Source organism: Actinomyces sp. S6-Spd3, assembly GCF_000758755.1.
GTDB lineage: Bacteria > Actinomycetota > Actinomycetes > Actinomycetales > Actinomycetaceae > Pauljensenia.
Window position 1 is genome coordinate 1 of the sequence record NZ_JRMV01000116.1, and the last position, 513, is coordinate 513.

1 protein-coding gene is annotated in these 513 nt (G+C 55.4%); it reads right to left on the reverse strand.

The features are described from left to right. Positions 1 to 211: 211 nt before the first annotated feature. Positions 212 to 513, reverse strand: a 302-nt coding sequence (gene rplI, locus HMPREF1627_RS00710) for a 50S ribosomal protein L9 (protein ID WP_034500301.1), incomplete at its 5' end; no start/stop codon positions are given.

Sequence of the window (513 nt, forward strand, 5' to 3'; positions counted from 1 at the left end):
TAGGAGTACAGAGAGGAACCAGGAACCAGCGCAGACGCAAGCTCCGAACGAAACAGGCGCAACTAATCCTCCCACCGAGCCAGCAACTGAACCCGGTGAGGATCATTAACCCATAGGTTGGACGGCGCCTCGTCAGGGGCGCCCTTCAATTTCGTAGGACATAAAAGGTGCCGCCCTCAAAATCATGAGGGCGGCACCTTTTATGCGTAAACTACTTGGCGCTTACACGAACCTTGACTCGTGCGGAAACCTCCGGGTGGAGGTTGACGGTCACGTTGTGGTCGCCAACGTACTTGATAGCCTTCTCCACGACGATCTTGCGACGATCGATGTCGATGCCGGAAGCTTCCTTGATAGCGGAAGCAATATCACCGGTCTTGACAGCGCCGTAAAGGGCGTCGGTGGTGGAAGCAAGCTTGAAGATCTCAACAAACTTGATTTCCTGAAGCTGGTCACGAACCTCGCGAGCGTCATCCACGTTTGCGATTTCCTTCGCACGCGCGCGCTCAGCGA